Consider the following 25,910-nt stretch of genomic DNA (forward strand, 5'->3'; position numbering starts at 1 on the left):
GAATGATGAGCGCGCCCACACCGTTGGGAACGTCGGGTCGTGACCCGGCCCAGTTCCAGCTTGCCCGTGACGCCGTCCTGCCCGCGCTGTGCCAGGCCTTCGGGGCAGCACTGGCGCGCTTCGACGACGCCCTGTTCGACCGTGCCGGCAATGCCGGCGCCTCGCAGCTGCTGTTCCTTGATGCGATGCGCGAGCTGCGCCGGCGGCGCGAGGAGATAGCGGCGGCCTTTGCCGGCCATCTGCAACGCGCCTGGGCGGCTCTGGTTGCCGGAGAGCCACTGTCGGCGGATGCGACCCTGTCCGGCCCGGCCGAGGATGGCCTGAGCCTGCTGGCCGAGCACGTGCTCGAATCGAGGCTGGCGGTGCGCAACTTCGCCACGGTGCTGCTGCGTGATTTCAAGCCGGTTCTGGCGCGGCTGGACCGCCGCCTGGGCTGGCTGGCCGGCGATGTGCCGCTGGATGCCGACCTGAACCCGATCAGCCCGGAACACCTGGGCGTGGCCATCCACGAGGCCTTCGCCGGCTGCGAACTGGCGCCGGAAGTCCACCTGGTGCTGATCAAGCTGTGCGAGCGCGACCTGCGCGCGCCGGTCGGCCGCATCTACGACAAGCTGGACGAGCAGCTCGCGGCGGCCGGCGTGATGTCGCAGATGGGCGCGGTGCGCCGCACCCCGGCGGCCCCGGGCCCGCGTTCACCGCAGGGGCTGGACGATCTGGTCGAACAGCGCCCGGTGCCGGGGTTCGACAGCGATTTCAGCGATGACGAGCAGGCCGCACCGGCGTGGGCGCAGCGCTTCGCCGCGCGCTGGTCCGAGCGCCGAGGCCACCTTCAGCAGGCCGGTGGGGACGGTCCCGGCGCCGCCGGCAGCGAGGCCTATGGCCAGCAGGGGATGTTGCTGGAAGCGCTGCAGGAACTGCTGCAGCAGACGCGCCACGTGCGTGAGGACGCAACATCGGCCGCGCAGGTGGCCGTGGGCCAGCAGCGCCCGTTGAGCCAGCGCGAGATGATGTCGGTGCTGTCGCTGCTGCAGGCGACCCCCAGCGCCACGCTGCGTGCGGCGATCGGTGAGGATGGTGAGTCGCTCGCGCAGCGCCTGAAGAGCGAGGTGTTGTCCAGCGCCACCCGGCTGGGCGTCGACCCGGGCCAGACGCGCCTGGATCCGCAGGACGAGGACGCGATCGACCTGGTCGGCATGCTGTTCGACGTCATGCTGGATGAACGCGAACTGGAGGGCCGCTCGCGCGAACTGATCGGCCGCCTGGTGGTGCCCTTCGTCAAGGTCGCCATGCTCGACCGCCGCATGTTCGTGCAGAAGACCCATCCGGCGCGCAAGCTGCTCAATTCGTTGGCCGAGGCCTGCGAAGGCAACACCGGCGAGAGCCAGGCCGAGCGCATGCTGATGGCCAAGGTGGAGGAGATCATCGAGCGCCTGGTCGCCGAGTTCAACGAGAACCTGGCCATCTTCCTCACCCTGGAAGAGGAGTTCCGCGACTTCCTGGTGCAGCACCGTCGCCGCGTCGAGATTGCCGAGCGGCGCGCAGCGGAAACGCAGCGCGGCCAGGAAAAGCTGGAAATGGCCCGCACGCGCGCGGCCACCGAGCTGGATCGCCGCATAGGCGATGCCACCCTGCCACCGGCCATCGCCGAGTTCCTGCGCCAGCCGTGGCAGCACCACCTGACCCTGGCGCTGCTGCGCGAGGGCGAAGACGGTGCATCGGTCGCCGAAGCCCTGGCTCTGGGCGATGGCCTGCTGGAGGAAGTGGCCGAAGCGCGCCGGCAGATCATCGGCAAGCCCTGGCTGCAAGCCTGGCAGCCGGTGCTGGCCAAGGTGTTCGCCAGTGTCGGCGTACACGGCGATGCGGCAACCTCGGCCATCGATGCACTGCATGACACCCTGCAGGGCATCGCCGAGTCACGGCCGGAGCTGGAACGTGCGCTGCCGGAGCTGCCGCAGGTTGTCCTGCCCATGCCGCCGGTTGCGGACTCGCCGACGGTCGAACTGGGCAGCCAGGTGGATACCGACGATTTCGACAATGCCGATGCCGATCGCTTCCGCCGGATGGAGATCGGCAGTTGGCTGGACTTCGTCGACAAGGACGGCAAGGTGCAGGCCGGCAAGCTGTCCTGGGTGAGCCCGATTTCTTCCCGGCTGCTGTTCGTCAACCGGCGTGGCGTGCGCTTCTGCGTGGCTTCGCCGGAGGAACTGGCGGTGATGGTGCGGCTGGGCCGCCTGCGTGCGCATGTCGACGATGGCGCCTTCGACAGCGCCATGCAGGGCGTGATCGACCGCCTCGACCCGGGCAACGCCACCCTGCACTGAGCGGGAGCCGCCTGCTAGGATCGGGAAAACTCACCGATCAGCGGGGACCTGCATGGCTGTGGCGTTGCTGGGGATCAAGGAGACCGCGCCGGGCGAACGGCGCGTGGCGTTGACGCCGGAGACCGCGCGCAAGCTCGCCGCACTGGGCGTCACCGTCTGGTACGAAACCGGTGCGGGCGAGGCCGCCGGTTTTCCCGATGCCGCCTATCAGGACGCGGGCGCACGTGCATTCGATGACGGTCGCTGGGGCGAGATCGACATCCTTCTGTGCGTGCAGGCGCCGCCGGCGCAGGTGCTGGCCTGGCTCAAGCCGGGCGCAGCCGTGGTCGGCCTGCTGACGCCGGCCAGCGATCCGACACTGGCGGCGCTGGCCAGCGAGGACCGCCTGCTGCTGTTCCCGCTGCAGCTGTTGCCGCGCACCACCCGTGCGCAGGCGATGGATGTGCTCAGTTCGCAGGCCGGCATGGCGGGCTACAAGGCTGCGCTCATCGCAGCCGAGCGTGCACCGCGCTTCTTCCCGATGCTGACCACCGCGGCCGGTACCGTGCGTCCGGCCAAGGTGCTGGTGATCGGCGCCGGCGTTGCAGGATTGCAGGCGATCGCTACTGCGCGCCGCCTCGGCGCCCAGGTGGAAGGATTCGATGTGCGGCCGGAAACGCGCGAGCAGATCCAGTCGCTGGGCGCACGCTTCCTCGACCTGGGCGTCAGCGCGGCCGGCGAGGGCGGCTACGCGCGGGCGCTGACCGAGGAAGAACGGGCCGAGCAGCAGCGGCGGCTGGCCGACCATCTGCGCAGCGTCGATGTAGTGATCTGTACCGCAGCCGTGCCGGGCCGTCCGGCACCGACCATCGTCACTGCGGCGATGGTGGAAGGCATGGCGGCGGGCAGTGTGATCGTCGATCTGGCGGCCGAGAGCGGCGGCAACTGCGCGCTGACCCAGCCGGGGCAGTGCATCGAACACCAGGGCGTGACCATCGATGGACCGCTGGGCCTGGCCAGCCGGGGTGCGACCCAGGCCAGCGAGATGTATGCGCGCAACCTGCTCAACTTCGTTGCCCTGTTCGTACGCGAAGGGCAGCTGAGCTTCGACTGGGAAGACGAACTGCTGGCAAAGACGCGCTGGCAGGCGTGAATGACATGGGGTCAGATCCCTTTGCCTCTGGCAAAGGGATCTGACCCCTGTATCCCGAAGGCTTACCGCGGCTTTGCCGGTGGCGGGTTGTCCCGCACCCAGTCGCGACGCTCCTCCGGCGTCATCCGGGACCAGCGATCGCGCAGGGCGTCGCGCTGGGCAGGGGGCAGCTGGCGCATCTGCCCGAACAGTGCGCGTGCCTGTTCGCGCTGTTCCGGGCTCATGTGCTCGAACCGGCGCAGGCCACGGCGGGCCTTGTCGCGCTCTTCCGGGCTCATGGACTGCCAGCGCTGGCCATGGGCCAGCATGCGCTGGCGCTGACCGGCATCGGCGCCGTTCCAGCGGTCGCGCAGCGGGGCCAGCACCGCCTCGCGCTGGGCGGGGCTGAGCTGATCCCAGGCAGGCAGTGGAGCACCGGGAGCGGGCGGCGCGGGCGCATGGGTCTGCGCCAGCACCGGTGCTGCAGGCAGCAGCGCCAGGGCGATCAGCAGGGGCAGGGAGAGATGTCGCAGCATGATTCACTCCATCGCCAGGTCGGTGTCGCCCAGCCACAGGTACAGATCGGGATTCTCGTCGTACAGCGCGCTGTTGTCTTCCACTGCGGCAACGGTCGGTACCGGCGCTGGCCGCGTCGGCAGGTCCGGACCGGTGAACTGCACGCCGATGCCCAGCGCCACCACCAGCGAGCAGGCGCTGGCCAGCCACCAACGCCAGCGCCCACGATGGGCTGCATGGGCGCCCTGGCGGGCCTGGCGCAGGCGCGACAGCGTTGCCGGCGACAGCGCCTGCAGAGAATGCGCATGCAGGCGCCGCAAGGCGTCATCGGAGGGCAGGGAGCGGTTCACGGGGGGTTCTCCAGATAATCCTGCAGCGCCTGCCGGGCGCGTGCGAGATGGGTCTTTACCGCGCCTTCGCTGCAGCCCATGGCGCGGGCGGTGGTGGCGCCGTCCAGTTCCTGCAGCACGCGCAGGGTGAACGCTTCGCGCTGGCGGGCGGGCAGCGTACGCAGCGCCTGCACCAGCTGCTGGTACTGCTGGTGCTGCTCGTGCGCCTGCGCCGGGGTAGGGCCGGGGTCGGCCCAGTCGATGTCGGCACCGTCGGCATCCTGGTTGTCGCGCCAGAACGGGAGGCGGAAGCGGCGTCGGCGCTGCAGGTCGATCACCCGCCGGCGCAGGATGCTCCAGAACAGGGGCGCCCATTCGCTGGCGGGCTTGTCGGCATAGTCCAGCATGCGCAGCAGGGCATCCTGCACGGCGTCCAGGGCATCCTCGCGCTGGCGCAGGCCGGCCTCGGCGAAGCGGAACGCGCGCGGGCCGATGCTCGCCAGGAACGCTTCCAGCGACGCTGGCAGGGCATCGGTGTCGGCGGTCGGGGGGACGGGGCTGCTCACCAGCACAGGGTACGGTTCCTTGCTCGGGGTCACCATCGACAACGCGTGAGCGCGGCCCCGGTTGACGAGGATGCGCGCCGGGTTCAGCCCATGGTTATGATGGGCCGACGAAGACAGAGCGGGAGCGTTGCTGATGAGTGACGGGTTCGTGGCGCTGTACATCTTCATGCTGGCCGCCATCGCCGGCCACGTGATCATTTCGCGGGTGCCGGTGATCCTGCACACCCCGCTGATGTCGGGTTCCAATTTCATCCACGGCATCGTGCTGATCGGCGCGATGGTGGTGCTCGGCCACGCACAGACGCCGCTGGAAAAGGCCTTGGGCTTCATCGCCGTGGTGCTAGGTGCCGGTAACGCCGCCGGCGGCTACGTGGTCACCGCGCGCATGCTGGAGATGTTCAGGCCGAGCGCGCCGCGGGCAGGCAAGGACGAACCGAAGGAGCCGCAGGCTTGAACATCAGCACCGTCGAACTGCTCGATTGGCTGGTCAAGGCCAGCTACCTGGTGGCCGCCACGCTCTTCCTGCTCGGCCTGCAGCGGATGGCCTCGCCGCTGACCGCGCGCAGCGGCATCCGCTGGGCCGGACTGGGCATGCTGCTGGCCACCGCGGCCACCTTCTTCCTGCCCGAGCTGCACAACGTGCCGCTTATCCTGGTCGCGCTGCTGCTGGGTGCCGGCCTGGCCTGGTGGTCGGCCGGCAAGGTCGCGGTCACCGACATGCCGCAGATGGTGGCGCTGTACAACGGCATGGGCGGTGGTTCGGCGGCGGCGATCGGTGCGGTCGAACTGCTGCGCTACGCCTTCCTGGCCCATCGCGATACCACGCACTGGAGCGAACAGGCGCTGGCCGACCTTGCCGCACGCCAGCCTTCCACCACCGTGCTGCTGCTGGCGGTGGTCGGCGCCGCGATCGGCGCGGTGTCGCTGTCCGGCTCCGTGATCGCCTGGGCCAAACTGGATGGCCGCCTCGACAAGCGGGTCACCTGGCCAGGGCAGCAGGCGTTGAACCTGCTGGTGGCGCTGGCGGTGGTGGTGCTGGCCATCGTCGCGGCCAGCACGCTCAGCACCTGGGCGATCATCGCCTTCTTCGTGCTGGCACTGGCACTGGGCGTGCTGATGACGCTGCCGATCGGTGGCGCCGACATGCCGGTGGTGATCTCGCTGTACAACGCATTCACCGGTCTGGCGGTGTCCTTCGAGGGCTACGTGCTGGGCAACGAGGCCTTGATCATCGCCGGCATGATGGTCGGCGCGGCGGGCATCCTGCTGACCCGCCTGATGGCCAAGGCGATGAACCGGCCTATCCGCAACGTGCTGTTCTCCAATTTCGGGGGTGGTGCAGGCGGAGAGGCACAGGCGATCACCGGCGCGCAGAAGCCGATCGAGGCGGCCGATGTGGCGGCAATGATGGCCTTCGCCGAGCGCGTGGTGATCGTGCCCGGTTACGGCATGGCCGTGGCCCAGGCCCAGCACAAGATCTGGGAACTGGCACAGCGGTTGGGGCAGCGCGGGGTCAAGGTGAAGTTCGCCATCCATCCGGTCGCCGGGCGCATGCCCGGGCACATGAACGTGCTGCTGGCCGAGGCCGGCGTGCCGTACGACCTGATCGCCGACATGGATGACATCAATCCCGAGTTCGCCAGCACCGATGTGGTGCTGGTGATCGGCGCCAACGACGTGGTCAATCCGGTCGCACGTACCGATCCGGCCAGTCCGATCTACGGCATGCCGGTGCTGGACGTGATCAACGCGCGCAACGTGGTGGTGATCAAGCGTGGTCGCGGGACCGGCTTTGCCGGGATCGAGAATGCGCTGTTCTACGCCGACAACACACGCATGCTGTACGGCGACGGCGCTGAGGCGGCGGCGTCGCTGGTCAGCGAGCTGAAGGCGCTCGACGGCGGGCATTGAGCCGTAGCGGCAGCGCCGGGCATGGCCCGGCGCTACCCGAATCGGTGCGATCAGCGCGCCAGCCAGGCGCCGACGGCCACGCCGATCGCCAGCCACAGCCATTCCATCGCGCCATTGGCCAGGTTGATCAGCGTCCAGGCCAGATGCGGGCCCATGCGCAGCGAGGCGTCCCAGGGGTTGAGCCCCATCGAGCCGCCCATCCAGGCGCTGGCGATCGCCCAGTTCGCCACCGCCGCCACCAGCAGCGTGCCGGCCACCACCAGGGCCACGCGAAGACGGCCGGGACCGAGTGTGCCCAGACGCAGCATGAACACCAGTTCCAGAGCGGTCAGCACTGCCATCCAGCCGACCTGGCGGCCGGTCATCAGGGCCAGCAGCATCCAGGCGAGGGGAGCAACAACCAGGCCCAGCAGCAGCATGAAGGGCCAGAGCCAGGTCACGGTCCTGGCACGCGCGGCATTGGAGGACATCGAAGCTTCCTGAAAGTCACCCACAGGATACTGTGGTTTGCCGCGGTGCACCGGCGGGCGCAGGACGGCTGGGCTAGAATGCCGTCTTGCGTGGCCATGGCCACGGCCCCATATCGGTCCCCATGTATTCCCGTAGCAGCGAACCTGTCCACTTCGAACGCGATTGCGAGGCCGTGATGGTCCCGCAGGGCGACACCGTGACCCTGCCCGCCGGCAGCTATGGGTACATCACCCAGGCGCTGGGCGGCAGCTATTCGGTATTCGTCGAAGGCAACCTGTTCCGCATCGCCGGCAAGGATGGCGACGCCATCGGCAAGGAAGCACCCGCTCCGCTGGAACTGCCGGCCGACGCCACCGACGAACAGGTGGAGCAACTGGTATGGCAGCAGCTTCGCACCTGCTTCGATCCGGAAATTCCGGTGAACATCGTCGAACTGGGCCTCGTCTACGAGGTCGAGATCAAGCATCTGGACGAGGGCCAGCGCGAGATCGACGTGAAGATGACCCTGACCGCGCCTGCGTGCGGCATGGGTGACATCCTGGTCGACGACGTGCGCAGCAAGCTGGAAATGATCCCGACGGTGGCCGAGGCCGACGTCGAGCTGGTGTTCGATCCGCCATGGAACCAGCACATGATGTCCGAGGCGGCCCGTCTCGAGACCGGCATGCTTTGACCCAGGGCCCGCAGTGACGCGGGCCCGGCACTACCCGCAACCAGAACAGGAATCCTCCGGTGTCCCAGTCCATCCCCAGCTTCGCCGTCACCCGTTCGGACCACCCGCGCAGCGCTGAAGAGCGCGCCACGATCCTGGAGAAGCCGGGTTTCGGCCTGCACTTCACCGACCACATGGTGGAAGTGCGGTGGGACAAGGACACCGGCTGGCACAACGCCAACGTGCGTGCCTATGGCCCGTTGCAGCTGGACCCGGCAGCGGCCGTGCTGCATTACGGCCAGGAGATCTTTGAGGGCATCAAGGCCTACCGCCACGCAGACGGCTCGATCTGGACCTTCCGCCCGGATGCCAACGGCCGTCGCCTGCAGCGCTCGGCACAGCGCCTGGCGCTGCCGGAACTGCCGGTGGAGATCTTCGTCGAGTCGCTGAAACAGCTGATCGCCGTGGACAGCGCCTGGGTGCCGTCGGCGGATGAGTCCAGCCTGTACTTCCGCCCGTTCATGATTGGCGACGAGGCCTTCCTCGGCGTGCGTGGCGCGCACAAGGCCGGCTATTACGTCATCGCCAGCCCGGCCGGTCCGTACTTCGCCAAGGGCGTGGCACCGGTGTCGATCTGGCTGTCCACCGAATATGCGCGTGCGGCCAAGGGCGGCACCGGCGCGGCCAAGTGCGGTGGCAATTACGCCGCCTCGCTGCTGCCGCAGCAGAAGGCCCAGGCGCAGGGCTGCTCGCAGGTGCTGTTCCTCGACCCGGTCGAGGGCAAGTACCTGGAGGAACTGGGCGGCATGAACGTCTTCCTGGTCTACAAGGACGGCACCCTGGTCACGCCGCAGCTGTCGGGCAGCATCCTGGAAGGCATCACCCGCGAGAGCATCCTGCAGCTGGCCCGCGACCGCGGCATGAAGGTCGAGGAGCGCAAGGTCAGCATCGACGAGTGGAAGGACGGCGTTGCATCCGGTGCGATCAGCGAGGTGTTCGCCTGCGGCACCGCTGCGGTGGTGACTCCGATCGGCCAGCTCAAGGGCGAAGGCTTCTCGGTGGGCGACCTCAACGCGCCGGCCGGCGAAGTGACCATGTCGCTGCGCAAGGAACTGACCGACATCCAGTACGGCCGTCTGCCGGACCGTCACAACTGGCTGGTCAGGCTGGGCTGATCCTCCCGCCAGGCTGTAGCGCCGGGCCCATGCCCGGCGGCGCTGTTCCCCGAAGGCCCGTCCCCGCGACGGGCCTTCGTCGTTTACGGGGAAGGCCGGCCGCCGATGTCGGCAAAGTCATCGGTGGACAGGACATCTGCCCAGTCAGGTTCGTGCGCGTGGCGCGAAAGTTCCTTCATCTTCACAAACCCTCGACCCGGAAAGTCTCAGATCGAACATTTCATGTTCCTGAAAAGACACTGAAAATATTGTGGTGTCCGGTTTAGGCCATTAGCGTCATCGGCACGGCGGATCGTAAGGGGGATCCGCTGGCTCGCCGGACTCCGGACCTCGCCAACGCAAGCCAGCCCATGGTTCGGGCCGGTGTTTCTGCCGATTCCGGCATTCACACCACTAGAAAGGGAAATACGATGTCCCAGGTAACGCAACCGCGTGTGCGTCGAGTGTGGGTGGTCCTTGGTGCTTCCGTTCTTTCATCGCTGCTGCTGGCCACGCCTGCGCTGGCCGGTGATGTCCAGCTCAGCGGGCTGCAGTCCGCGCCGACGCACCAGCGTTTCATCGTCAAGTATCGCGACGGCAGTGCGCCGGTGGCCAACACCACCGCCCTGGCATCGTCGCTGAAGACAGCGGCTGCGGGCCTTGCCAGCAGCCAGGGCCGCGCGCTGGGCCTGCAGCAGATCCGCAAGCTGGCCGTCGGCCCGACCCTGGTCAGGACCGATCGTCCGCTGGACCAGGCCGAATCCGAACTGCTGATGCGCAAGCTCGCCGCCGACCCCAACGTCGAATACGTGGAAGTCGACCAGATCATGCGCGCGACGCTGACGCCGAACGACACCCGCTTCAGCGAACAGTGGGGGTTCGGTACGTCCAACGCCTCGATCAACGTGCGCCCGGCCTGGGACAAGGCCACCGGCACCGGCGTGGTCGTCGCGGTGATCGACACCGGCATCACCAACCACCCCGATCTGAACGCCAACATCCTGCCCGGCTATGACTTCATCAGCGACGCGGCAATGGCACGCGACGGCGGTGGCCGCGACAGCAATCCCAACGACGAGGGTGACTGGTACGCCGCCAACGAATGTGGCGCAGGCTACCCGGCCTCCAACTCCAGCTGGCACGGCACCCACGTTGCCGGCACCGTGGCAGCGGTGACCAACAACAGCACCGGCGTGGCGGGTACTGCCTTCAATGCCAAGGTCGTGCCGGTGCGCGTGCTCGGCAAGTGCGGTGGCTACACCTCCGACATCGCCGACGCCATCGTGTGGGCCTCCGGCGGCAGTGTCAGCGGCGTGCCGGCCAATGCCAATCCGGCCGAGGTCATCAACCTCTCGCTGGGTGGTGGCGGCAGCTGCTCGACCACCTACCAGAACGCGATCAACGGCGCCGTCGGCCGTGGCACCACGGTGGTGGTGGCCGCAGGCAACAGCAACACCAACGTGTCTTCATCGGTACCGGCCAACTGCCCGAACGTGATCGCGGTGGCGGCCACCACGTCGGCGGGCGCACGTGCCAGCTTCTCCAACTACGGCACGGGCATCGACATCTCCGCGCCGGGCCAGGGCATCCTGTCCACTCTCAACACCGGCACCACCACGCCGGGCAGCGCCAGCTATGCCTCGTACAACGGCACCTCGATGGCAGCACCGCACGTGGCCGGCGTGGTCGCGCTGATGCAGTCGGTCGCACCGAGCCCGCTGAGCCCGGCCCAGGTGGAAAGCATCATCAAGAGCACCGCTCGGCCGCTGCCGGGTGCCTGTTCGGGTGGCTGTGGCGCCGGCATCATCGACGCCGATGCTGCAGTGGCGGCAGCGATCAATGGCGGTGGCAACCCGAACCCGGGCGGTACCGTGCTGCAGAACAACGTACCGGTGAGCGGACTGGGTGCCGCATCGGGCGCTTCGCTGAACTACACCGTCAATGTCCCGTCCGGCAGCAGCCAGCTGCGGGTGACGATCAGCGGCGGCAGCGGTGATGCCGACCTGTACCTGCGGCAGGGCAGCGCGCCGACCGATACCGCCTACACGTGCCGTCCGTACCTGAGCGGCAACAGCGAAACCTGCACGGTCAACAGCCCCGCTGCCGGTACCTGGTACGTACGGGTGAAGGCCTACAGCACCTTCTCGGGCGTGACCCTCAACGCCCAGTACTGAGCCCAAGACCCTCTCCTAGGGCACGCCCTGGCTTCGGCCGGGGCGTTTTTGCATGGGGCCGCGCGGTGGTGCGTGCCGCCGCGTCGTGGTGGGTGCCGACCTTGGTCGGCACTCCGTTCCTCAAACCGATTCGAAGCGGTTTGCGGCAACGTTCTTGCGCACGTGCTGCGGGTCGAAAATCCGCCCGTTCATCGCGATGTAGACGCCGGCCGGCAGCGACTGTACCGCGCCGATCGCGCAGCCGATGTTGAACTCCGCGTCCGAACCGCGGAAACGTGCCGGACTGAGCGCGCCGGTCATCACGATGGTCTTGTCCGCGATCGTCGCCAGCACCTTGCCGGTCTGCACCATCGAATCGGTGCCATGGGTCACCAGCACATGCCGGGTCGGCTGCGCCGCGATGGTGGCCCGGATCAGCTCGCGGTCCTCATCGTTGATGTGCAGCGAGTCCTTGCGCAGGATCGGAATCACGTTGAAGCGGAACGTCACCCCCAGCTCGCGCAGGATCATGCCGATCTGCGGATCGCCGATCTGGTAGTCCGACTTGTCGTCGAAGTAGATCTTGTCGATCGTGCCACCGGTGGTGACGACCAGGAGCTCTTCCATCATGTGCATGCGCGAAACCAGGACAGGTGCAGCGGCGCGGGGCCGGGAACGCAGATGATACGGCCCGGGAGGCGCAGCGTCAGCGTCGCCTGCCGAAGCGCGCACGCAGGCCCGGCAGGCTGGCGGCGAAGATCACGGTCAGTGCCAGGGCAATCTCGAGCAAGGCCAGCCAGCGCGTTTCCGGGTGGCTCCAGGCGCTCATCACGCCATGGCTGAACCAGCCCAGCGCCAGCACGGAGGCCCAGAACCCTGCCTTGCGCCAGCCCAGGCGCAGGGCGATGGCCAGTGCAAGCGGTGGGGCGGTGAACACCAGCTGGGTGGCCAGCCAGTGCTTGTCGTTGATGAACCAGCCTGCAAACAGCGCGGCCAGACCCATCAGGGCCAGCAGCAGAACCGTACGCGGCGCGGCGTTCATCGGGCCAGCCGCTGCGCGATATCGGCGACGCGACGGCCCAGCGCCCGCGCCAGCACTGCCTCATCATCGGTCGGCTGCGGGTCGTCGGCCGCTCCCGCCACATGGCTGGCGCCGTAGGGCGTGCCGCCGCTGGTGGTGTGGCTCAAACCCGGTTCGGTGAACGGAATGCCGACGATCAGGCAGCCGTGATGCAGCAACGGCACCTGCATGGTCAGCAGGGTCGATTCCTGCCCGCCGTGCATTGATGCGGTCGAGGTGAACACGCCGGCGGGCTTGCCCGCAAGCGTGCCATTGACCCATTCAGCACCGAGTCCATCGAGGAAGTGCTTGACCGGCGCGGCCATGTTGCCGAACCGCGTCGGACTGCCCAGCAGCAGCCCCTGGCAGTCGGCCAGATCCTGCACGCTCACGTAGGGGGCGCCATCGTCGGGCACCGGCGGCTGTGCGGTCTGGGTCACGGCCGCCACCGGCGGCACCGTGCGCAGCCGCGCCACCATTCCCGGCACCTCGCCGATTCCCCGCGCGATCTGGCGCGCCAGCCGTGCCACCGAGCCACCGCGGCTGTAGTAAAGCACCAGGATCTCGCCCATCGTGCCCAGGTCTCCTCATCGTGTGGACGCCAGTATGGCTATCCTGCGTGCATTCCGCATCGGGTACCCTTGCGCCGATGGAACCTCTGGATACGCTCAACCTATGGATGGAACGCGCGCGCGATCGTGCGCGTGCCGCCAGCTTCGGCCGCTTCCTGTGGCACCGCTTTCTCGATGACCGCCTGTTCCAGGCGGCCGCCGCACTGGCCTACACCACGGTATTCGCCCTGGTTCCGCTGGCGATCGTGGTGTTCGGCGTGCTTTCGGCCTTCCCGGTCTTCGACCGCTGGAGCGACCAGCTCAGCGACTATGTCTTCTCCAACTTCGTGCCCAATGCCGCACGCGCCGCCGAAGGCTACCTGCGGCAGTTCTCGGCCAGCGCTGGCCAGCTCACCGCGGCCGGCTTCATCGCCCTGGTCGTCTCGCTGCTGATCACCCTCAACAGCGTGGAAGAGACGTTCAACAAGATCTGGCGGGTCGGATCGACCCGGCCCAAGCTGACCCGCTTCCTGGTCTACTGGACCGTGCTGACCCTGGGCGCGATGCTTGCCGCCGCCTCGCTGGCAGTGTCGGCACGGGTACTGGCAATGCCGCTGTTCGGGACCCAGGAGGGGCGCTGGCTGGCCGACCTGTCGCTGCGGCTGGCACCGGTGCTGATCGAATTCGTCTGCATCAGCCTGATGTTCCGGGTCGTGCCGCACCATACGGTGAAATGGCGGCACGCCGTCCCCGGCGCGATCCTGGCGGCGGTGATCCTGGAGCTGGTGAAGTGGGGCATCGGTGCCTATCTGGGCAGTTTCCAGTCCTACCAGAAGCTCTATGGCACGGTCGCGTTCGTGCCGATCCTGCTGCTGTGGATCTATCTGTGCTGGGTGGCGGTGCTGCTTGGCGCATCGCTGGCATCGTCGATGGCGGCGTTCCGCTACCAGCCGGTCGAGCTGCGCCTGCCGCAGGGCTATGAATTCTATGGGCTGCTGCGCCTGCTCGGCCGCTTCCACCAGGCGCGTGCCCGGGGCAGGGGGCTGGCCGATGACGAGATCCTGCGGCTGGAGCCGATGCTGACCGACTCGCTGCTGCAGGACCTGGCCTGCAAACTGGAGGCCATCGGCCTGCTGCGCCGCGACGAGCGGGGTGAATGGCTGCTCGCGCGCGACCTGGACCAGGTCAGCCTGGCCGATCTGTACGAATGCACCCAACTGCGCATCCCGGTGGCGGAGCAGCATCTGCCCTACCGCGAAGACAGCCTGGGCCAGGCCGCGCTGGCGGCGCTGGATGAACTGCGCCTGCCTCTGCGTGAGCGCCTCAAGCGTCGCGTCAGCGATATCTATCCCGATTCCGGAGACACCCCATGACCCGCACGACTCCGCTGCTGCTGGCAGTTCCATTGGCCGTGGCGCTTGCCCTGGCGGCCTGCAAGCCTGCGCAGGACGCGACCCCGGCCAGCAGCCAGCCACCGGCGCAGGCTCCCGCACCGGCGGCACCGCCTGCGGCCGAGGACACGCCGGCCGAACGTGTCACGGCCGAGTTCCCCACATTGAAGATGAAGGCCGTCGATGGCAGCGAGTACGACCTGGCGGCCCATCGGGGCAAGTGGGTGGTGGTGAATTTCTGGGCCACGTGGTGCGCACCATGCCGCAAGGAGATGCCGGAGTTGTCCGCGCTGCACGCCATGCGCAGCAACATCGAAGTGGTCGGCCTGGCCTATGAGGACATCGAGGTGCCGGAGATGCAGTCGTTCCTGACCAAGCATCCGGTGACCTATCCGATCGTGATTGTCGATCCGTTCGATCCGCCGGCGGACTTCGCCACGCCGCGGGGGCTGCCGCTGACGCATCTGATCGATCCGCAAGGGCGGTTGGCGCACAGCTTCCTAGGCCCGGTTACGGCGGCCGACATCGAGAAGCAGATCGCGGCTGCGAAGTAGTGGGTGTGCCGGCAGGGCCTGCGGCCCTGCACCCGCTACGCGCAACAGCAACAGCAGACATACCGTGGGGTGGCGGGGCGGTGTCGGAGTGCGGGGACGCCGCAAGTACGTCCCTGTAGGCTTGGCAGCCGCATCCATGCGGCTGACACCCCGCACTCCGACACCGCCCCACCTCTGACAGATATCTGCAATCTGATAGATCGACGCCATGCGTGGATCTACTGAAGCTCGCAGGAAACTGTCGAAGGCGGGGTGGGTCCGGTTGCGGGGGTGTCCGCGGCATGGATGCCGCGGCCAAGCCCCCATGGATGGGTTTACGGCGTCCCCCGCAACCGGGCCCACCCCGCCATCCCTCAGGAAACCTGCTTCTGCTTCTGCCGTTGCTCGTAGCGGGTGCAGGGCCGCAGGCCCTGCAGACAACCTCTACTCCTCGACCGGGAAGTCCTCGATCGGCTTCAGCACATCGTAGTGCTCGCGATGCAGCTTGCCCTTCAGCTTCGGCAGCTCCGGCAGAGGCGCGTCCACGCGGGTGTCGGGCAACCGGTCAAGCAGGTTGCGTACCAGGGTCAGCCTGCCCAGCCGCTGGTCGTTGAAGTCCACCAGGGTCCACGGCGCACCTTCGCGATGGGTGGCACGCAGCATGGCCTCCCGTGCTTCGGTATAGGCGCTGTACTTGCTGCGCGATTTCAGATCGACCGGTGACAGCTTCCAGCCCTTGAGGGGATCGATATGGCGCTCGGCGAAGCGCTTCTCCTGCTGCTCCTGGTCCACGCACAGCCAGTACTTGAACAACAGGATGCCGTCATCCACCAGCAGCTGCTCGAACACCGGGGCCTGGCGCAGGAACTGCTGGTACTCGCTCTCGCTGCAGTAGCCCATGACCCGCTCGACACCTGCGCGGTTGTACCAGCTTCGATCCATCAGCACGATCTCACCCGCCGCCGGAAGGTGCCCGACGTAGCGCTGGAAGTACCACTGTGACGCCTCGCGGTCGGTCGGCTTGGGCAGCGCCACCACCCGGCATTGGCGCGGATTGAGGTGCTGGCTGATGGCCTGGATCGCGCCGCCCTTGCCGGCGGTGTCGCGGCCTTCGAACAGCACCAGCAACCGCTGCCCGCTGTGCTGCACCCAGCGGGCCATCGCGGTCAGTTCCAGCTGCAACGGCAGCAGCAGTTCGTCGTAGTCCTTGCGTTTGAGCTTGCCCATCGTCATGCCGCGCGGAAAGGAGGGCCCAGCCTAGCGCAGCGGTTGCTCAGGCGCCGTCGACGCCCTGCCAGCCCTGCTCGTGCGCCAGCTGCTGCAGCAGTGCCGAAAGGTCGCGGGCGAAACCGGCCATGTCGAACACGCCGCTACGCGCGCGGGCCTGTGCCAGTTCGGCGCGCAGTGCGGCCAGCGCTGCCGGATCGTTGCCGAGCGCACGGGCGGTGGCGATGAACGCCGCATCGTCGGCAACGTTCATCCGTGCCAGGCCCAGGTGATGGTTGAGGCTGCCGGCCACGCGCGCGGCGAAGGTCTCGCCCGGGCAGGTGAGTACCGGGCAGCCCGCCCACAGTGCGTCGGAGGCCGTGGTGTGCGCGTTGTACGGGTGTGTATCCAGGAACAGATCGGCCAGTTGATAGCGGGCCAGATACTGCGGATGCGGCAGCTTGGGCATGAACACCAGCCGCGCCTGGTCCAGACCCGCTGCCTGCGCCGCTGCCCGCAGGCGCGCATCGGCCTGGCCGGGGCCGGACAACAGCCATAGAACGCTGCCAGGCACCGCCGCCAGGACGGCGAACGCCCGCCCCATGCTGCGCGGGTTGAGCTTGTAGCTGTTGTTGAAGCAGCAGAACACCACGCCGTGTCCGGGCAGGCCGCACGCGGCGCGATCCGGTGCCGGCTCGAGCGCGCGGGTGTTGTCCGAGGGCTGGAACGCGCGCGGCAGGTACACCACGCGCTCGCTGTGGTGGGGCGCCAACGCCGCTGGCAGGACGAACGCATCGGCGATCACCGCATCCAGCCACGGTGCGCCGGATGTGCCGGGATAGGCCAGCCAGTTGAGTTGCAGCGGGGCAGGGCGCAGCGCCAGCACTTCCGGCGCGCCGCCACCGCCCCAGCCACGCAGGTCGAACAGCAGGTCGATGCCCTGTGCACGGATGGCGGCAGCGATGTCGGCATGGCGGCGCCCCGCCAGATCGTGCAGCCGGGTTGCCGCCTGCAGCCGCTGGCGGATGCGGCTGCCATCGTCCCGGTTCAGTGCGAACAGATGCAGCTGCAGTTCCGGGTGGCGGCCCAGCTGCTCGAACAGAGCAACGGTCAACAACCCGGTCGGATGTGCGCCGAAGCCGTTGGAGAGGAAGCCGATCCGCAGGGCTCCCTGCGTCCGTACCTTCACAGCGGGCATCGGCCGCACCGATGCGGCCACGGCTGCGGCGCGCGTGCGGGCGCAGGCCAGCTGCTCGGCGGCGCTGGCGTCTTCGCTGAGGAAGGCAAAGGGCTCGACCGCGCCCTGCCCGGTCGCGACCGCGCCGCGCACCTGCGCGGCCAGGGCCTCCACGTCCTGCCAGTCGCACAGGCGGCGTTGCCATGCCAGTCGCTGGGCGGCGATATAGGGTTCGTCGGGCATCAGCCCATGTGCACGCCGGTACGCGGCCGCCGCGCCCTCGGGGTCGCCGGCATCTTCCAGGGCATGGCCCAGCCACAGCGCGATGCCGGGATGCTCCGGAGCGCGCGCTGAAGCCTGTCCCAGCAGCGTCGCAGCGTCGGCGTGCGCACCGGCCATCCATGCCACGCGACCCAGCCGGGCCAGCGCCTCGGGATGGTCTGGCCGCAGCTGCAGCGCACGCCGTGCGGCCTGCTCGCCTGCGCCGATGTCGCCGGCTTCCAGTTCCAGATCGGCCAGCATCACCCAGGCGACGAAGTCACCGGGCTGGCGCGCGATCGCCTGCTGCAGTTGTTGCCGCTGCTGCCAGGCCGACATCGGCGTCAGCCCGCCGACAGCTGGGCCAGGGCATCCACCTGGTGCTCGTGGCTGAGGCGCTGCAGCAGCGGGTCCAGATCGCCGGCGAGGATGTTGGGCAGGTCATACAGGGTCAGGCCTTCCACACGATGATCGGTGATCCGCCCCTGTGGGAAATTGTAGGTGCGGATGCGCTGGCTGCGATCGCCACTGCCGACCTGCAGGCGACGCGATTCGGCCTGCGCGGCGTCCTGGCGCTGGCGCTCGGCGTCGAGCAGCTGCGCCTTCAGGCGTTTCATCGCCTTGTCGCGGTTCGCGTGCTGGCTGCGTTCGGTCTGGCATTCCACCACCACGCCGGTCGGCACGTGGGTGATGCGGATGGCCGACTCGGTCTTGTTGACGTGCTGGCCACCGGCACCGGATGAGCGGAAGGTGTCGACCTTCAGGTCGGCGGGGTTGATGACGATGTCATCGACTTCGTCCGCTTCCGGAATGATCGCCACGGTGGCCGCCGAGGTGTGGATGCGGCCCTGCGATTCGGTGGCGGGCACGCGCTGCACGCGATGCGTGCCGGATTCGAATTTCAGCCGCGAGAAGGCGCCACGGCCGACCACGCGCGCCACCACTTCCTTGTAGCCGCCGTGCTCGCCGGGGTTGTCGGACTCGATCTCGACTTTCCAGCCCTGGCGCTCGGCATAGCGCGCGTACATGCGGAACAGGTCGCCGGCGAAGATCGCTGCTTCGTCGCCACCGGTACCGGCGCGGACTTCCAGGAACAGATTGCCCTCGTCACGTGGGTCGCGGGGCACCAGCAGCAAGGCCAGCTCCTGCTCCAGTTCCTGCAGGCGCGCCTGGGCCGAGGCGATTTCCTCATCGGCCAGCTCGCGCAGGTCCGGATCGGCGCGCATGCCCTCGGCGGCGGCCAGGTCGGCCTTGGCGCGCGCCTCGTCGGCCAGTGCGGTGGCGACCGGTTCAAGTTGGGCGAATTCGCGCGAAAGGTCGCGGAAACGGGTGTTGTCGGCGACCACGTCGGGTTCGGCGAGCAGGCGTTCCAGTTCTTCGCGGCGCTCGGCCAGCGCTTCCAGCTTACGGCGCAGGGTCGGCGTCATCGGTTCTCACGGGTGGGTGGCGGTAACCCGGCGTGGCCGGGAACAGGCGCTCGGCGGCGCGGGTCAGGTCGGCATCGCCGCTCAGCGCGGCCGCGCGCAAGGCAGCGGTCGGGGGGTGCAGGAGCCGGTTGGTCAGGCCGTGGGCCAGCAGTTCCATGACCTCTTCGGCCGGCTTGCCGTTGGCCAGCTGCTGACGGGCACGTTCGAGCAGCTCGGCGCGGGTGGCGTCGCCGAAGGCACGCAGTTGCCGCAGCGGCGCGTGGTGGGCGCCGGCCTGCAGGGTCTCGACGAAGCGCGATACCTGCAGGTCGATGATCGCTTCGGCTTCGGCGGCCGCCTCGCGACGGCCGCGTCGATTGTCTTCCACCGCGCGTTCCAGATCGTCCACGGTGTACAGGAAGGCATCGTTGAGCGTGCCGACCTCAGCCTCGATGTCGCGTGGCACGGCCAGATCGAACAGCAGCATCGGCTTGTGCCGGCGTGCACGCAGTGCATTGGCCACGGTCTCGCGGTGGATCACCGGTTCGCGTGCGGCGGTGGCCGAGAACACGATGTCGGCCTCGGCCAGATGGCGTTCAAGCTCGGTCAGCGGCAGGGCCACGCCGCCATGACGGCTGGCCAGTTCCTGCGCATGGGCGAGCGTGCGGTTGGCGATCAGCAGCCGCCGCACCTTGCCTTCGCTGAGGTGGCGGGCGGCCAGCTCGATGGTTTCCCCCGCACCGACCAGCAGCACGGTGGAATCATCCAGTCGGGCAAAGGCATTCTGCGCCAGGCGCACCGCGGCCGAGGCGACCGACACCGGGTTGGCGCCGACCTGGGTATCGGTGCGCGCACGCTTGGCCACGGAGAACGTCTGCTGGAACAGCCGGTCCAGGCGCTGGCCAAGCAGACCGTGGTCGCGCGCGGTCGACCAGGCATCCTTCACCTGGCCCAGGATCTGCGGTTCACCCAGCACCATCGAGTCCAGGCCCGTCGCGACCCGGAACAGGTGGCGCACGGCATCGGCGTCAGCATGCTGGTACAGGTAGCCCTGCAGGTCGCCGGCCTGGCTGCGCAGCCACTGGTCCAGCGCCTGCGCCGAATCGGCCACCGCGTACAGTTCCGTGCGGTTGCAGGTGGACAGCAGCACCGCCTCGGCAATCTGCGGGGTGTCGCGCAGCGAACCGAGCGCGCGCGGCAAGGCATCGCCGGCGAAGGCCGCGCGCTCGCGCAGTTCCACCGGCGCGGTCTGGTGATTCAGTCCGAGCACCCACAGGGTCATTGTTCAGTTGCTTGCGATAAGCTGCTGGCCATTGGACGACATTTTAAGGCCCCGATGCCGACGATGCCCGCATTGATTCGCATCCCCAGTGTTCTGCTGCTGTCCCTGGCGTGCAGCCAGGCCCTGTCGGCGGCGCCCGCCAAGCCCCCGGCGCGGGGCGCCGCCACCGAGGAACTGGCACTGGAGCCGGTGATGGCCGGCGAGTTCGCCCTGCAGGCCGGCAAGCTGGCCGAGGCGGCGCGCTGGTACCTGCAGGCCGCCCAGCGCAGCGACGGCGATGCCGGCCTGGCCGAGCGCGCGACCCGTATTTCCATGCTGGCCAACGACGATGCCAGCGCCGCCCAGGGCCTGGCCCTGTGGCAGCAGCGCGCGCCACGGTCGCTGGCCATGCGCAGCGCGGCCGGTGCGCTGGCGATGCGCCAGGGCGACGTGAAGGCGGCCCGCAGCGAGCTGCAGAGCCTGCTGCAGGACAGCGATGACCGCGGCTGGAAGTTTGCCCTGGCCGCGCTGATCGGCGGTGGACGCGATCCGGCCGTGCCGGCGCAGGTGCTGGGCGAGCTGGTCGATGCCAACGCCATCCCGCCGAAGATCGAGGCCTGGCAGGAATTCGGCCGCCTGGCGCTGCGGATGGAAAAGCCGGAGCTGGCACGGCGCATGATCGATGAGGTGGTCAAGCGCTTCCCGGAAGAGCCGCGCGTGGCGTTGCTGCGCGCCAGCCAGCTGCAGCAGGCGGGGCAGACCGATCGCGCGCTGGCGCTGCTGCGCGAGGTCGAACCGAAGACCCGCCAGGATCCGGAACTGCGCAACGCGGTGGCCATTGCCTACGACAGCCTGAACCAGCCGGCCGCCGCCGAGCGGGTGCTGGCGGTAGGGCCGCAGGACGTGCAGACCTGGGGAATGCGGGCGTCGCTGCTGGCCAAGCAGGGAGACAAGGCGGCCCTTTCCAACCTGTACAGCGAGCTGTCGCGGCAGGCCGCCAAACCGGACCCGGCGCAGCGCCTGCTGCTGGGCAAGATCGCGGAGTATCTCAAGCGTTATCCGGAAGCGGTGCAGTGGTATCACAGCGTGCCGGGCGGCGATGAACTGAGCGAGGCCCGCCTGCGGGCGGCGAGCGCACAGGCGCTTGCCGGGCGCCAGAGCCTGGCGCTGGACGAGGTACACGCGATCCAGTCCGATGCAGGCGTGGACGACGAGGTGCGCCGCGACGCCTATCTGCTGGAAGCGGAACTGCGGCAGCGCGCCAGCGACGATGCAGGTGAACTGGATGCGCTGGCCCGCGGTCTGGCCGCTTACCCGGACGAGAATGCACTGCTGTACGCGCGGGCGTTGGCCTGGGAACGCCGTGATGATATTGCCCGTGCCGAGGCCGACCTGCGCAAGATCCTGATCACCGAGCCGGAGAACGTGCCGGCGCTGAATGCGCTGGGCTACACCCTGGCCGATCGCACCGGTCGCTACCAGGAGGCGCTGGAACTGATCGACCGTGCCCGCGTGGCCGAGCCGGACAATGCCGCCATCGTCGACAGCTATGGCTGGGTGCTGTATCGCCTGGGCCGCAACGACGAGGCGCTGGTGCAGCTGCGTCGTGCGTGGACCCTGGCCAAGGATCCGGAGATCGCCGCACACGTCGGCGAAGTGCTGTGGGTGCTCGGCCGGCATGACGAGGCCCGCCACTTCTTCGAGGAAGCGGCCAGGCTCGACCCCGACAACCGCGCGCTGCAGCGTGCCCGCGAGAAATTCAATCCATGAGTGTTTCCCTTTTCCGGCCGCTGCTGTTGGCAGTGGCGACCGTCGCCATGACTGCCTGTACGTCGCTGGGCACCCAGAAGACACCGGCGCCGGCCGTGGTCGAGACCGTGTCGGCGGAAGCGGCACAGGCCGAAGCCGCTCGGGTGGCGGCGCTGCAGGCGCAGCCGGAGTGGTCCTTCCAGGGCCGGGTAGCGGTCAGCAAGGGCAAGGACGGTGGCAGTGGACGCATCGACTGGCAGCAGGCCGGGCGGCGCTACGTGATCGAGCTCAGTGCACCGGTGACCCGGCAGAGCTGGAAGCTGACCGGCGACAGCCAGCATGGAGGCGGTCGCCTGGAGGGACTGGCCGGCGGCCCGCGTGAAGGCGAGGACGCGCAGCAGCTGCTGCTGGAGGCCACGGGCTGGGAAATCCCGGTCAACTCCCTGCCCGAGTGGGTGCGTGGGCTGGCGGTTGCCGATCCCGCCGGCGCGGGCAAGGTCGAGCGTGATGGCGAAGGCCGCCCGCGCCGCATGCAGCAGATGGGCTGGCAGATCCAGTACCTGGACTGGTACCCCGCCGAGGCCGGGCGCCCGTCCCTGCCGCGCCGGATCGAAGCCAGTAGCGGAGACGCCAAGGTTCGCCTGCTGGTGGACCAGTGGGGGCAGGGCGCGCCATGAGCGCGGGTGCGGAGGATGCGGGCTGGTCTTGGTGGCCGGCCCCGGCCAAGCTGAACCTGTTCCTTCATATCACCGGCCGCCGCGCCGACGGCTATCACGAGCTGCAGACCGTGTTCCGCCTGCTGGATTGGGGGGACCGTATCGGCCTGCGCATGCGTGAAGACGGCCAGGTACGTCGGCAGGGTGAGGGATTGCCGGGTGTGGACGAGGCCGACGATTTGGCCGTACGTGCCGCCCGCATGCTGAAAGAGGTCGCCAACATCGACCAAGGTGTCGACATCATCGTCGAAAAGCATATTTCGGCCGGTGGTGGGTTCGGCGGTGGGTCATCCGACGCTGCCACCGTGCTGGTGGCGCTGAACCGGCTCTGGAACGCCGCTCTGGACGAGGACGCGTTGGCCGCGCTGGGCCTGCGCCTGGGCGCGGATGTGCCGGTGTTCGTGCGTGGCCGTAACGCCTGGGCCGAAGGTGTGGGAGAGCGGCTGCAGCCGATCACCCTGGCACCGGCCTGGTATGTGGTGGTCGAGCCCGGCGTTCATGTTCCGACCCCGGTCCTGTTCGCAGCCCCGGATTTGACGCGCGACAGCCCAGTGGCGAAAATAGACGACTTCGCTTCCGGGGCCTTGGTCGGGAACGCGTTCGAACCGGTGCTGCGCCGCCGCGAGCCTGCCGTCGAGGCAGCACTTGCCGCGTTGAGCGACATCGGTACCGCGCGACTGACCGGTTCTGGAAGTGGTTGTTTCGTCGAATTCGCATCGCAGACTGCCGCACAGCAGGGGCGGGCGAAGTTGCCGAAGGAGTTGCGGGCCAGGGTGGCTGCGGGCGTTGCGCGTTCGCCGCTGCTGGATGCACTCGAGCAACACTGATTTCAAATGCAGGGGCGTCGCCAAGAGGCCCAAGGCACCAGGTTTTGATCCTGGCATTCGTAGGTTCGAATCCTACCGCCCCTGCCAATGCGGCTGTGTCCGCGCCTTCAGCGCATCATCCGCGCGGGACGTGGAAACAACCGCGGTGTTGTCAGCAGCAAGGGTCCGGCGTGGTCCTTGCCGCCACCGGATCCCCGCCACTCGTCCCCGCCCGAGACAATCATGATGCAAGAGTCCCCGAACCTGCTGGTCTTTTCCGGCAACGCCAACAAACGTCTGGCGCAGAACATCTGCAAGGAACTGGGGGTTCGCCCGGGCAAGGCGCTGGTCTCTCATTTCTCCGATGGAGAAGTGCAGGTGGAGATCGAAGAGAACGTCCGCAAGCAGGACGTGTTCGTGATCCAGCCGACCTGCGCGCCGAGCGCGGAAAACCTGATGGAACTGCTGGTGCTGATCGACGCGCTCAAGCGCGCATCGGTGAACAGCGTGACCGCCGTGGTGCCGTACTTCGGTTACTCGCGCCAGGATCGCCGCATGCGTTCCTCGCGTGTGCCGATCACCGCCAAGCTGGCGGCGAAGATGTTCAGCACCGCTGGCGCTGATCGCGTGCTGACGGTCGACCTGCACGCCGACCAGATCCAGGGCTTCTTTGATATTCCGGTCGACAACGTTTATGCCTCCCCGCTGCTGCTGGCCGACATCTGGCGCGCCTACGGCACGGAAAACCTGATCGTGGTGTCGCCGGACGTGGGCGGCGTGGTCCGCGCCCGTGCCGTGGCCAAGCGCCTGGATGATGCCGACCTGGCGATCATCGACAAGCGCCGTCCGCGTGCCAACGTCTCCACCGTGATGAACATCATCGGTGACGTCGAAGGCAAGACCTGCGTGATGGTCGATGACATCGTCGACACCGCCGGCACCCTGTGCGCCGCTGCCGCTGCCCTGAAGGCGCGCGGTGCGCTCAAGGTCGCCGCCTACTGCACCCACGCGGTGCTGTCGGGCCCGGCGGTGGACAACATCACCAATTCCCAGCTCGACGAGCTGGTGGTGACCGATACCATCCCGCTGAAGGACGCAGCGCGGGTGTGCAGCAAGATCCGCCAGCTGAGCGTGGCGGAGATGCTGGCCGAAACGATGCGCCGCATCGCCTTCGGCGAGTCGGTCAGCTCGCTGTACGTGGACTGAGTTTTTCGTCCCTGCCGGCAACGGCAAGGACTTCCCCGGATGCTTCTGGTCGCGGAAGCATCTTCAATCGCCAAGCCGCAGGGCAAGGCAACAACCTGAGTAGTCGAAAATGTCGAAGACCCATGAAATCAAGGTCACCAAGCGTGAACTGCAGCGTAAGGGTGCGAGCCGCCGCCTGCGTCACGCCGGTGTGATCCCGGCCATCGTGTACGGCGGCAACGCCGAGCCGGTCGCCATCAGCCTGGACCACAACGAAATCTGGCTGGCCCAGCAGAACGAGTGGTTCTATGCCTCGATCCTGGACCTGAACCTGGACGGCCAGGTGCAGAAGGTCCTGCTGCGTGACATGCAGCGCCATCCGTACAAGCAGCTGATCATGCACCTGGACTTCCAGCGCGTGAACGAGAACGAAGCCCTGACCGCTTCGGTCCCGCTGCACTTCATCAACGAAGACACCTCGCCGGCCGGCAAGGCTGCCGACGTCGTGGTCACCCACGAACTGAAGGAAGTGACCATCAGCTGCCTGCCGAAGGACCTGCCGGAGTCGATCGAAGTCGACCTGGCCGACCTGGCTGCTGGCGACGTGGTGTACCTGTCCAACATCAAGCTGCCGAAGGGCGTGGAAATCCCGGCCCTGGCGCTGGGCAAGGACCACGACGACGCGATCGTCACCGCCAAGCACGGCAAGGAAGACGCTGCCGACGCTGAAGAAGCACCGGCCGCCGAGTAATGCCCCCGCGGCGCCTGCTCCGGCAGGCGCCGCCCCGGCATCTACAGGAAGATCCAATGGCAGGACTGCGACTGATCGTCGGTCTGGGCAATCCCGGATCGGAGCACGCCCGGACCCGGCACAATGCCGGGTTTCATTTCGTTGAGGCCCTGGCGGAAAAGGCAGGGGCGCGATGGAACGTGGACAGCAAGCTGTTCGGCGAGACCGCCAAGGTCGAGATCGCCGGGCAGACGGTATGGCTGCTCAAGCCTGCCACTTTCATGAACCTCAGTGGCAAATCGGTCACCGCCGCGCAGCGGTTCTGGAAGATCGAGCCCGAGGAAACCCTGTTGGCGCATGATGAACTGGACCTCCCGCCCGGTGTGGCGCGGCTCAAGTTCGACGGCGGTCATGGCGGCCAGAATGGCCTGCGTGACACCATCCGCCTGCTGGGTCACGGCAAGTTCCATCGCCTGCGCGTGGGCATCGGCCATCCCGGCCACAAGGATCGCGTGGTGGGCTGGGTGCTGGGCCGCCCGTCCAAGGACGACGACCTGCTGATCGCGCGCGCCATCGACGATGCGATCGACGTGATGCCGCTGGCCGTGCAGGGCGATTTCAATGAAGCGATGAAGCGCCTGAACACCCCGAAGTAGCTGCCAACCCCGGTTGGCACCCGCAATGATCGATTGAAACA

The 25,910-nt window shown here is 68.1% G+C and carries 26 protein-coding genes and 1 tRNA gene; 16 read left to right on the forward strand and 11 right to left on the reverse strand.

Features of this window, described 5'->3' with window-relative positions; all coding sequences use genetic code 11:
* Positions 1 to 2 precede the first annotated feature (2 nt).
* On the forward strand, positions 3 to 2,321 hold the full coding sequence (locus ACZK08_RS03365) for a DUF1631 domain-containing protein (protein WP_053519132.1): 2,319 nt from the start codon (positions 3 to 5) through the stop codon (positions 2,319 to 2,321).
* Between the two features lie 52 nt (positions 2,322 to 2,373).
* Positions 2,374 to 3,453 (forward strand): NAD(P) transhydrogenase subunit alpha, encoded by a 1,080-nt coding sequence (locus tag ACZK08_RS03370; RefSeq protein WP_065182854.1) that lies wholly within the window; start codon positions 2,374 to 2,376, stop codon positions 3,451 to 3,453.
* Positions 3,454 to 3,515: 62 nt separating this feature from the next.
* Here ACZK08_RS03370 and ACZK08_RS03375 read toward each other — a convergent pair whose 3' ends face one another.
* From ACZK08_RS03375 to ACZK08_RS03385, 3 genes are read right to left on the reverse strand one after another with little or no spacing between them, the layout of a single operon-like run.
* Positions 3,516 to 3,968, reverse strand: a complete 453-nt coding sequence (locus tag ACZK08_RS03375) for a DUF3106 domain-containing protein (RefSeq protein WP_053519136.1) — start codon at positions 3,966 to 3,968, stop codon at positions 3,516 to 3,518.
* 3 nt (positions 3,969 to 3,971) lie between these two features.
* A complete protein-coding gene (locus tag ACZK08_RS03380) occupies positions 3,972 to 4,298 on the reverse strand; it encodes a hypothetical protein (protein WP_065182855.1) in 327 nt (108 codons plus the stop codon).
* Complete coding sequence (locus tag ACZK08_RS03385; RefSeq protein ID WP_081284450.1) at positions 4,295 to 4,879, reverse strand: RNA polymerase sigma factor; 585 nt, start codon at positions 4,877 to 4,879, stop codon at positions 4,295 to 4,297. Before ACZK08_RS03385 ends, ACZK08_RS03380 begins: the two co-directional genes overlap by 4 nt.
* Positions 4,880 to 4,976: 97 nt before the next feature.
* Here ACZK08_RS03385 and ACZK08_RS03390 point away from each other — a divergent pair, with 97 nt between their 5' ends.
* Together ACZK08_RS03390 and ACZK08_RS03395 are read left to right on the forward strand one after the other, a co-directional pair.
* The gene (locus tag ACZK08_RS03390; protein WP_053519142.1) at positions 4,977 to 5,297 is read left to right on the forward strand and encodes an NAD(P) transhydrogenase subunit alpha part 2; all 321 of its coding nucleotides are present in this window, start codon (positions 4,977 to 4,979) and stop codon (positions 5,295 to 5,297) included.
* Entirely contained in the window at positions 5,294 to 6,754 is a 1,461-nt protein-coding gene (locus tag ACZK08_RS03395) for an NAD(P)(+) transhydrogenase (Re/Si-specific) subunit beta (protein WP_065182857.1), read from the forward strand. Before ACZK08_RS03390 ends, ACZK08_RS03395 begins: the two co-directional genes overlap by 4 nt.
* A gap of 50 nt (positions 6,755 to 6,804) precedes the next feature.
* Here the strand turns inward: ACZK08_RS03395 and ACZK08_RS03400 are convergent, their stop codons facing one another.
* Positions 6,805 to 7,224 (reverse strand): hypothetical protein, encoded by a 420-nt coding sequence (locus tag ACZK08_RS03400; protein WP_053519146.1) that lies wholly within the window; start codon positions 7,222 to 7,224, stop codon positions 6,805 to 6,807.
* Between the two features lie 122 nt (positions 7,225 to 7,346).
* Between ACZK08_RS03400 and sufT the strand changes: the two genes are divergently transcribed.
* From sufT to ACZK08_RS03415, 3 genes are all read left to right on the forward strand, one after another.
* A complete protein-coding gene (gene sufT / locus ACZK08_RS03405; RefSeq protein ID WP_004144911.1) occupies positions 7,347 to 7,898 on the forward strand; it encodes a putative Fe-S cluster assembly protein SufT in 552 nt (183 codons plus the stop codon).
* Between the two features lie 59 nt (positions 7,899 to 7,957).
* Positions 7,958 to 9,052: a branched-chain amino acid aminotransferase gene (locus tag ACZK08_RS03410; RefSeq protein WP_053519148.1), complete on the forward strand. Its 1,095-nt coding sequence runs from the start codon at positions 7,958 to 7,960 to the stop codon at positions 9,050 to 9,052.
* Between the two features lie 410 nt (positions 9,053 to 9,462).
* Positions 9,463 to 11,205: a S8 family peptidase gene (locus tag ACZK08_RS03415; RefSeq protein ID WP_065182858.1), complete on the forward strand. Its 1,743-nt coding sequence runs from the start codon at positions 9,463 to 9,465 to the stop codon at positions 11,203 to 11,205.
* Between the two features lie 120 nt (positions 11,206 to 11,325).
* Here the strand turns inward: ACZK08_RS03415 and ACZK08_RS03420 are convergent, their stop codons facing one another.
* The 3 genes from ACZK08_RS03420 to wrbA form a co-directional block, all read right to left on the reverse strand.
* On the reverse strand, positions 11,326 to 11,811 hold the full coding sequence (locus tag ACZK08_RS03420; RefSeq protein WP_053519164.1) for an asparaginase domain-containing protein: 486 nt from the start codon (positions 11,809 to 11,811) through the stop codon (positions 11,326 to 11,328).
* 79 nt (positions 11,812 to 11,890) lie between these two features.
* Positions 11,891 to 12,226: a DUF2069 domain-containing protein gene (locus tag ACZK08_RS03425; RefSeq protein WP_065175995.1), complete on the reverse strand. Its 336-nt coding sequence runs from the start codon at positions 12,224 to 12,226 to the stop codon at positions 11,891 to 11,893.
* Positions 12,223 to 12,816: an NAD(P)H:quinone oxidoreductase gene (gene wrbA, locus ACZK08_RS03430; RefSeq protein ID WP_053519154.1), complete on the reverse strand. Its 594-nt coding sequence runs from the start codon at positions 12,814 to 12,816 to the stop codon at positions 12,223 to 12,225. The genes ACZK08_RS03425 and wrbA overlap by 4 nt, the downstream gene beginning before the upstream one ends.
* 77 nt (positions 12,817 to 12,893) lie before the next feature.
* On the opposite strand from wrbA, the gene ACZK08_RS03435 reads away from it, so the two are divergent.
* Complete coding sequence (locus ACZK08_RS03435) at positions 12,894 to 14,168, forward strand: YihY family inner membrane protein (protein ID WP_053519156.1); 1,275 nt, start codon at positions 12,894 to 12,896, stop codon at positions 14,166 to 14,168.
* On the forward strand, positions 14,165 to 14,740 hold the full coding sequence (locus tag ACZK08_RS03440; protein WP_065182859.1) for a TlpA family protein disulfide reductase: 576 nt from the start codon (positions 14,165 to 14,167) through the stop codon (positions 14,738 to 14,740). Before ACZK08_RS03435 ends, ACZK08_RS03440 begins: the two co-directional genes overlap by 4 nt.
* A gap of 423 nt (positions 14,741 to 15,163) precedes the next feature.
* Here ACZK08_RS03440 and ppk2 read toward each other — a convergent pair whose 3' ends face one another.
* From ppk2 to hemA, 4 genes are read right to left on the reverse strand one after another with little or no spacing between them, the layout of a single operon-like run.
* On the reverse strand, positions 15,164 to 15,946 hold the full coding sequence (ppk2, locus tag ACZK08_RS03445; RefSeq protein ID WP_065182860.1) for a polyphosphate kinase 2: 783 nt from the start codon (positions 15,944 to 15,946) through the stop codon (positions 15,164 to 15,166).
* Positions 15,947 to 15,992: 46 nt separating this feature from the next.
* Entirely contained in the window at positions 15,993 to 17,699 is a 1,707-nt protein-coding gene (locus ACZK08_RS03450; RefSeq protein ID WP_065182861.1) for an O-linked N-acetylglucosamine transferase, SPINDLY family protein, read from the reverse strand.
* A 5-nt stretch (positions 17,700 to 17,704) separates the two neighbouring features.
* On the reverse strand, positions 17,705 to 18,787 hold the full coding sequence (prfA, locus tag ACZK08_RS03455; protein ID WP_053520283.1) for a peptide chain release factor 1: 1,083 nt from the start codon (positions 18,785 to 18,787) through the stop codon (positions 17,705 to 17,707).
* Entirely contained in the window at positions 18,765 to 20,048 is a 1,284-nt protein-coding gene (hemA, locus tag ACZK08_RS03460) for a glutamyl-tRNA reductase (protein WP_053520284.1), read from the reverse strand. Before hemA ends, prfA begins: the two co-directional genes overlap by 23 nt.
* 63 nt (positions 20,049 to 20,111) lie before the next feature.
* Here hemA and ACZK08_RS03465 point away from each other — a divergent pair, with 63 nt between their 5' ends.
* The 7 genes from ACZK08_RS03465 to pth all read left to right on the forward strand — a co-directional run bounded on the left by ACZK08_RS03465 (position 20,112) and on the right by pth (position 25,869).
* Positions 20,112 to 21,797 (forward strand): tetratricopeptide repeat protein, encoded by a 1,686-nt coding sequence (locus tag ACZK08_RS03465; protein WP_196768763.1) that lies wholly within the window; start codon positions 20,112 to 20,114, stop codon positions 21,795 to 21,797.
* Entirely contained in the window at positions 21,794 to 22,453 is a 660-nt protein-coding gene (gene lolB, locus ACZK08_RS03470; RefSeq protein ID WP_065182863.1) for a lipoprotein insertase outer membrane protein LolB, read from the forward strand. Before ACZK08_RS03465 ends, lolB begins: the two co-directional genes overlap by 4 nt.
* Positions 22,450 to 23,319 (forward strand): 4-(cytidine 5'-diphospho)-2-C-methyl-D-erythritol kinase, encoded by an 870-nt coding sequence (gene ispE / locus ACZK08_RS03475; RefSeq protein WP_065182864.1) that lies wholly within the window; start codon positions 22,450 to 22,452, stop codon positions 23,317 to 23,319. The genes lolB and ispE overlap by 4 nt, the downstream gene beginning before the upstream one ends.
* A gap of 10 nt (positions 23,320 to 23,329) precedes the next feature.
* A tRNA-Gln gene (locus tag ACZK08_RS03480) sits at positions 23,330 to 23,406 on the forward strand.
* Positions 23,407 to 23,544: 138 nt separating this feature from the next.
* Positions 23,545 to 24,504 carry a ribose-phosphate diphosphokinase gene (locus tag ACZK08_RS03485; protein ID WP_053520289.1) on the forward strand — a complete coding sequence of 320 codons (960 nt, stop codon included), beginning with the start codon at positions 23,545 to 23,547 and terminating at the stop codon, positions 24,502 to 24,504.
* A 109-nt stretch (positions 24,505 to 24,613) separates the two neighbouring features.
* The gene (locus ACZK08_RS03490) at positions 24,614 to 25,234 is read left to right on the forward strand and encodes a 50S ribosomal protein L25/general stress protein Ctc (RefSeq protein ID WP_053520288.1); all 621 of its coding nucleotides are present in this window, start codon (positions 24,614 to 24,616) and stop codon (positions 25,232 to 25,234) included.
* 56 nt (positions 25,235 to 25,290) lie between these two features.
* Complete coding sequence (gene pth, locus ACZK08_RS03495) at positions 25,291 to 25,869, forward strand: aminoacyl-tRNA hydrolase (protein WP_053520316.1); 579 nt, start codon at positions 25,291 to 25,293, stop codon at positions 25,867 to 25,869.
* The last annotated feature ends 41 nt before the right edge of the window (positions 25,870 to 25,910 follow it).

It is taken from the genome of Stenotrophomonas sp. 112478_Sma (assembly GCF_056479905.1).